The sequence below is a fragment of the Variovorax paradoxus genome (genome assembly GCF_000834655.1).
GTDB classification, from domain to species: domain Bacteria; phylum Pseudomonadota; class Gammaproteobacteria; order Burkholderiales; family Burkholderiaceae_C; genus Variovorax; species Variovorax paradoxus_F.
In genome coordinates this window covers 1-6,908 of record NZ_JXQQ01000050.1, presented here as the reverse complement: position 1 = coordinate 6,908, position 6,908 = coordinate 1, and the positions used below count along the sequence as shown (strand labels likewise).

The 6,908-nt window shown below is 67.4% G+C and carries 4 protein-coding genes and 2 pseudogenes; 2 read left to right on the top strand and 4 right to left on the bottom strand.

The genetic code is table 11. From position 1 onward, the window contains the following. Positions 1-86: 86 nt before the first annotated feature. The 4 genes and pseudogenes from RT97_RS21285 to RT97_RS21270 form a co-directional block, all read right to left on the bottom strand. Positions 87-1,515: pseudogene (locus RT97_RS21285) on the bottom strand (DHA2 family efflux MFS transporter permease subunit). After that, the gene (locus tag RT97_RS21280) at positions 1,512-1,979 is read right to left on the bottom strand and encodes a MarR family winged helix-turn-helix transcriptional regulator (protein ID WP_042580819.1); all 468 of its coding nucleotides are present in this window, start codon (positions 1,977-1,979) and stop codon (positions 1,512-1,514) included. The pseudogene RT97_RS21285 and the gene RT97_RS21280 overlap by 4 nt, the downstream one beginning before the upstream one ends. A 53-nt stretch (positions 1,980-2,032) precedes the next feature. Beyond that, positions 2,033-3,010 (bottom strand): magnesium and cobalt transport protein CorA, encoded by a 978-nt coding sequence (locus RT97_RS21275; RefSeq protein WP_042580818.1) that lies wholly within the window; start codon positions 3,008-3,010, stop codon positions 2,033-2,035. Positions 3,011-3,052: 42 nt separating this feature from the next. After that, on the bottom strand, positions 3,053-3,676 hold the full coding sequence (locus RT97_RS21270; protein ID WP_042580821.1) for a hypothetical protein: 624 nt from the start codon (positions 3,674-3,676) through the stop codon (positions 3,053-3,055). A gap of 96 nt (positions 3,677-3,772) precedes the next feature. On the opposite strand from RT97_RS21270, the gene mutS reads away from it, so the two are divergent. Further along, entirely contained in the window at positions 3,773-6,430 is a 2,658-nt protein-coding gene (gene mutS, locus RT97_RS21265) for a DNA mismatch repair protein MutS (RefSeq protein ID WP_042580817.1), read from the top strand. A gap of 28 nt (positions 6,431-6,458) precedes the next feature. Next, positions 6,459-6,908 (top strand): annotated as a pseudogene (locus RT97_RS21260) (peptidase); the annotation flags it as partial.

Below are 6,908 nucleotides of genomic sequence, written 5' to 3'. Positions count from 1 at the left end.
GCGGCGCTGGTCAGGCGCAGTGCTTCATCGAGCGCCGCGAGCCCCCACCCCTACCCTCCCCCGGGAGGGGAGGGAGAAACTCAAATTCAGTGGGGCACTTCGGCGGGGCCTGAAGTAGCCGCATTGCGGCGCGGGCTGCGTATCAGCAACAGCAGCGGAATGACCAGCAGCGTGATCACCATCATGATCGCGAAGTCGTCCAGGTAGCCGATGAGCGCGCCTTGTCGCGTGACCTCGGCATTGAGCATCGCGAGGCCGGTCATGGTGTCGGGCGACATCATCGGCGGCAGGTTGACCAGCCCCGGGCTGCCGGGCGTGACGGTCGCTGCGATCTGCGCATGCGCCTTGCTCGAACCTTCGGTCAGGAGCGCCTGCACGATCGAGATGCCCACGCTGCTGCCGATGTTGCGCAGCAGGCTGAAGATGGGCGTGCCCTGGTTGCGAAGGCGCGGCGCGAGCGTGGCGAAGGTGGCGGTCGACAGCGGCACGAAGGTGAAGCCGATGCCCAGGCCCTGGATGAAGCCCGAGAGGATGATGAGGCTGCTGTCCATCTGCAGCGTGAGCCGCGTCATCTGGTAGAGCGAAAACGCGGTGAGCCCGAAGCCCACGGCCATGATGGCGCGCACGTCGATGCGCTGCACCAGGCGCCCGACGATGATCATCGCGATCATGGTGCCGATGCCCCGCGGCGAAGAGGAGGCCGGTGACGAAGTTGCGGTCTTTCAGCAAGTCGCGGTCGAAGAACGACACGCCCTGCACCGTCCAGGTGTGAACGACGAAGAAGCCGAAGGCCACGAGCGCGGCGGCGGCTTCGAGCTTGATCTCCCACGAATCGAACCAGTCGAGCTGCTCGCCGCGGTCCAGAAAGAGCTGCAGCATGCCGATGGCCAGGCTGAGCGTGACGAAGCCGAAGATGTCGAGCTTCTCGCCCTGCGGCCGGCTCTCGGGCAGGTAGCGCGCAATGCCCCAGAACGCGAAGATGCCCACGGGCAGGTTGATGAAGAACACCCAGCGCCAGTCGAAGTTCTCGGTGAGCCAGCCGCCCAGCAGCGGCCCGAGGATGGGGCCGACCATGATGCCCGCGCCCCAGATGGCCATGGCCTGGCCGACCTTCTCGCGCGGATTGATGTCCAGCAGCACCGCCTGCGACAGCGGCACCAGCGCCGCGCCGAACACGCCCTGCAGCAGGCGCGCGGCCACGATGCCGACGAGCGAAGTGGCCAGCCCGCACAGCGCCGAAGCCACCGTGAAGCCGATCACCGAAATGATGAACACGCGCCGCCGCCCCCAGTGCCCGCACAGCCACCCGGTGAGCGGCAGCGCGATGGCCGAGGCGACGATGTAGGAAGTGAGCACCCAGGTGATCTGGTCCTGCGAGGCCTGCAGGCTCCCCTGCATGTGGGGCAACGCGACGTTGGCGATGGTGGTGTCCAGCGCCTGCATGATGGTCGCCAGCATGATCGAGATGGTGATCATGCCGCGGTGCGGCACGGTGGTTCCGGGGGCGACGCTCATGGCTTTTGCGCGTCGCCGGAGGTGATGTCGATGAGGCTGCCCCGCACCTTGTTGAGCAAGACCAGCAACTGCGCGCGCTCGGGCTGCGAGAGCACCGACATCACGCGCGCGTTGAGGCCGTCGCTGATGCTCAGCGCCGCATCGAGCGCCTTCTCGGCGCTGGGCTGCAGATGGATGCGGTTGACGCGCCGGTCGGTGGCGCTGGGCTCGCGGCGGATCCAGCCGGCTGCGGCCATGCGGTTGCACAGGCCAGCCACGGCCATGGGGGTGAGATCGAGGCGCTGCGCGAGTTCGGCCTGCGAGAGCGGCTCGTCTTCGTCGTGCATGGCCAATGCGCCGAGCAGCCGGCATTGGGCGCTGGTGAGGCCGATGCGCTCGCGCGCGAGGCGGTCGAACTCTTCGCTGTAGAGCTTGCCCACGCTCTTGACCAGGAAGCCGAAGCGCTGGGTGAAGTCCCTTTTCATAAGGGACTCGATTATCTACATGTTTATTAGTTTGGCATTAGCGAGGCCCGGCCTCACAGCCAGCCGGCGCGCCTGAAGCGGTAGTAGAGGTAGCCGCAGGTGCTGACGATGAGCGCCAGCGCAATCGGGTAGCCGTACCTGAATTTCAGCTCGGGCATGTGCTCGAAGTTCATGCCCCAGATGCCGGCGAACGCGGTACACACCGCGAAGATGCTGGCCCAGGCCGCCAGGCGCTTGGTGACTTCGCTCTCCTCGATGGTCACCATCGAGAGGTTCACCGAGATGGCGGTGCCGACGGTGTCGCGCATCGCATCGATGGAGCCGTTGATGCGGCCCAGGTGGTCGCCCACGTCGCGAAAGTATTCCTGCGAGCCCAAGCAGATCTGCGGCACGCGGCCGCCGTGCAGCTTGCCCGCGGCCTCCACCAGCGGCGCCACGGCGCGTTTCAGGATCATGCTGCGGCGCTTGAGGTCATAGAGCTGCTTGATCTTGTCGCGCGCCGCGCCGCCCTGGGTGAATATCTGCTGCTCGATGGATTCGAGCTCCACTTCGAGCGCATCGATGACGGGGAAGTAACGGTCGACCACCGCGTCCATCAGCGCATAGAGCACGAAGCCCGCGCCGTTGCGCAAGAGGTCGGGCTCGCGCTCGCAGCGCTCGCGCACGCCCAGAAAACCCTGCTGGCTGCGGTTGCGCACCGACAGCACGTAGTTGCTGCCCACGAACACATCGACCTCGCCCACGTTCACGCAGTGCTCGCCTTCGGGCGAAGGCTCCACCAGGTGCATGACGACGAAGAGCGAGTCACCGTATTCCTCGACCTTGGGGCGCTGGTGGCCGTGCTGGGCGTCTTCGACGGCCAGAGGGTGCAGGTTGAACTCCTTCTGCATTTCCAGGAGGTCTTCGGGCGACGGATCGCTCAGCGCCACCCAGACGAAGCAGCCGGGCCGGGTGATGTAGTCGCTGATGTCCTCGACCGGAATGTCGGCGAGCTTGGCGCCGTTTTCGTAGGCCACGCAATTGATCAGCATCGGTGCTCGTCCCTGTTCGGTCTTGAGGTTTTCTGTCTTGGGTCAGGCCGCTGCGCCGGGGTTGGCGGCCGCGGCCAGCTGGGCGGTTTCGGCGAGCGATGCCTCGATGGCCTGTGTCTCGCTTCTGAGGAGGGCAAGGCCTTTTTCGGCGAACGCGCTGTGGCTCGCCACGTCGGCCCACAGGCTCGTCGCGGCTTCGGCGCAGGTGAGCGACGTGAAGCGGATGCGACCCTTGGCGAGCTCGACGAAGCGGCTCTCGCGCAGCGGGTCTGCCCGGTCCCACGCACCGCCGATGAGCACGCGCTTGCCGCGCTTGATGCGGGGCTCGCGCTCGGCAAAGAAGGGCAGCTTGGCGGAGACCCAGCCGAGCATGCCGCTCTTCAACGCGGTGTCGTAGTCGGAGGGAGCGGCGTGCGCCTTCGCATAGTCGCGCAGGGCGCCCAGTTGGTAGAGCACCGGGTCCTTGGGGCCGCTCGGGCCGCCCTCGACGGGCCGGATGACGGAGGGGCCGTTGCCCGCGCCGCGCTCGGGTCGTTTCGACTTGCGCAGGTCCGCCAGTTGGGCCGGCGATATGCACAGGTACAGCGCGGCGAGTTCGGCGGGCAAGGTGGCGGTATCTGGCAGCGCGTTCGCGTCAGGGCCTTTGAGTGGATCCAGCTGGGCCATGGGCGCCTTGTTGTTCTTCACGCGGGGTTTGCGCGGGGGGGATTTTAGAGCGGGGGATGAAAAGCCACCGCCTTCCAGTCCCCGATAATCCCCCGAGTGAAAACGACGACTGCCCAACCCACTCCCCCGACCAGCGACCTCTCCGGGCACACGCCCATGATGGCGCAGTACCTGGGCCTCAAGGCGAACCATCCGGACACGCTGCTGTTCTACCGGATGGGCGATTTCTACGAACTGTTCTGGGCCGACGCCGAAAAGGCGGCGCGCCTGCTCGACATCACCCTCACCCAGCGCGGCCAGTCAGCCGGCCAGCCCGTCGTGATGTGCGGCGTGCCCTTTCATGCGGTCGACACCTACCTCGCGCGGCTCATCAAGCTGGGCGAATCGGTGGCCATCTGCGAGCAGGTGGGCGAGGTCGGCGCGAGCAAGGGGCCGGTGGAGCGCAAGGTGGTGCGGGTGGTCACGCCCGGCACGCTGACCGATTCGGAACTGCTCAACGACAAGAGCGAATCGCTGCTGCTCGCGGTGCATGCGGGCACGCGCAATTTCTGCGGGCTCGCGTGGCTGAGCGTGACGGGCGCCGAGCTGCGGCTGGCCGAGTGTCCCGCCGATACGCTCGAAGCGTGGATCGCGCGCATTGCGCCGAGCGAGCTGCTGTACAGCGCCGAGGTGACGCCGGCGTTCGAGCAGCGCCTGAAGGCCGCGCGCGCGGCAACGCCCTTTACGCTGTCGATCCGCCCCGCGTGGCAGTTCGACGGAGGCCTGGGCGAGCGCAAGCTCAGCGAGCAGATGGGCAGCAACAGCCTTGCCGCATGGAACGCCGAATCGCTCACCAACGCGCATGCGGCAGCCGCGGCGCTGCTGGGCTATGCCGAACACACGCAAGGCCGCGTGCTCTCGCACGTGCAGCGGCTTTCGGTCGAACGCGATGGCGACCTGATCGAGCTGCCGCCCACCACGCGGCGCAACCTCGAACTGGTGCAGACGCTGCGCGGCGAAGACTCGCCCACGATGTTCTCGCTGCTGGACACCTGCATGACGGGAATGGGTAGCCGCCTCGTGAAGCGCTGGCTGCTCTCGCCCCGGCGCGACCGCAGCGAAGCGCAGGCGCGGCTCGAAGCCATCGGCGCGCTGCAGTCCACGGTGCTCGGCGGCACGGCCGCGCCGTGGCGCACGCTGCGCGAGCAATTGAAGAACACGAGCGATGTGGAGCGTATCGCCGCGCGCATCGCGCTGCGCCAGGTGCGTCCGCGCGAACTGCTGGCGCTGCGCCTCGCGCTCGACAAGGCCGAGCACTTGGCGCCGCTCCTGCCTGCGTCCGCCCCGCTGCTGGCCCGCATTGCCGAACGGCTCGCGCCGCCGCCGGGCTGCGCGGACCTGCTGGTGAGCGCGATCAAGTCCGACCCGTCGGCGCTGGTGCGCGACGGCGGCGTGATCGCCACCGGCCACGACGCGGAGCTCGACGAGCTGCGCGCCATCAGCGAGAACTGCGACGACTTTCTCTTGAAGCTCGAGGTGAGCGAGCGCGAGCGCACGGGCATCAGCAACCTGCGGGTGCAGTTCAACCGGGTGCACGGCTTCTACATCGAGGTGACGCAAAGCGCGCTCTCCAAGGTGCCCGACAACTACCGCCGCCGCCAGACGCTGAAGAACGCCGAGCGCTTCATCACGCCCGAGCTGAAGGCCTTCGAGGACAAGGCGCTGAGCGCGCAAGACCGCGCGCTGGCGCGCGAGAGGTGGCTCTACGAACAATTGCTCGATGCGCTGCAGCCCTCGGTGCCGGCGCTCACGCAACTGGCCAGCGGAATCGCCACGCTCGATGCGCTGTGCGCGCTGGCCGAGCGCTCGCACACGCTGCACTGGCGCGCGCCGAGCTTCGTGGCGCACCCGTGCATCGAGATCCAGCAGGGGCGCCATCCGGTGGTGGAGGCGCGGCTGGCCGAAAAGTCGTCGGGCGGCTTCATCGCCAACGACACGCAGCTCGGGCCGCAGCAGCGCATGCAGGTCATCACCGGTCCGAACATGGGCGGCAAGTCGACCTACATGCGGCAGGTGGCGATCATCGTGCTGCTGGCCTCCATCGGCTCGCACGTGCCGGCGGCGGCCTGCCGGCTCGGGCCGATCGATGCGATCCACACCCGCATCGGCGCGGCGGACGACCTGGCCAATGCGCAGTCGACCTTCATGCTGGAGATGACCGAGGCCGCGCAGATCCTGCACAGCGCCACGGCGCAGTCGCTGGTGCTGATGGACGAAATCGGGCGCGGCACGAGCACCTTCGACGGGCTGGCGCTGGCCGCGGGCATCGCGGCGCAGCTGCACGACCGCAGCAAGGCCTTCACGCTGTTTGCCACCCACTACTTCGAGCTGACCGAGTTTCCGGCCACGCACCACGGCGCGGTAAACATGCATGTGAGCGCCACCGAAGCCGGCCGCGACATCGTGTTCCTGCACGAAATGCAGCCCGGCCCGGCCAGCAAGAGCTACGGAATCCAGGTGGCGCGCCTGGCGGGCATGCCGGCAGCCGTGGTCAACCATGCGCGGCAGGCGCTGGAGGCACTTGAATCGCAACATGCGCAAACTCGTGCACAAGTCGACCTGTTTGCGCCCCCTCCGGTCGCCGAGACGCCGCTGGCCAGCGCCGTAGAATCCGCGCTGGCCGCGCTAGACCCCGACACCATGAGCCCGCGCGAGGCCCTCGACGCGCTCTATGCCCTCCAGAAACTGAACACGCGTGAACGCAGCGCCGCCTGAGCGGGCCTGATTCATGCGAGACGAACTCATGACTTATTGCGTAGGCATCAAACTCAACGCCGGACTGGTGTTTCTCTCCGACTCGCGCACGAACGCGGGCGTGGACCACATCAGCACCTTCCGCAAGATGATCGTCTACGAGCAGCCGGGCGACCGCGTCATGGTGCTGCTGTCTTCGGGCAACCTGAGCATCTCGCAGTCGGTGCGCGAAATCCTCCAGATCGAGGAGCTGCGCGAAACCCGCGAAGACGGCTCGCAGGGCGACCCGATCACCATCTGGAACGCCAAGAGCATGTTCGACGCCGCCCGCGTGCTGGGCTCGGCGGTGCGCCATGTGTACGACCGCGATGCCGAGGCGCTGAAGCACGCGGGGCTGGATTTCAACGTGTCGTTCATCTTCGGCGGACAGGTCAAGGGTGAAGGCATGCGCCTCTTCCTGGTGTACGCCGCGGGCAACTTCATCGAGGCGACCACCGAG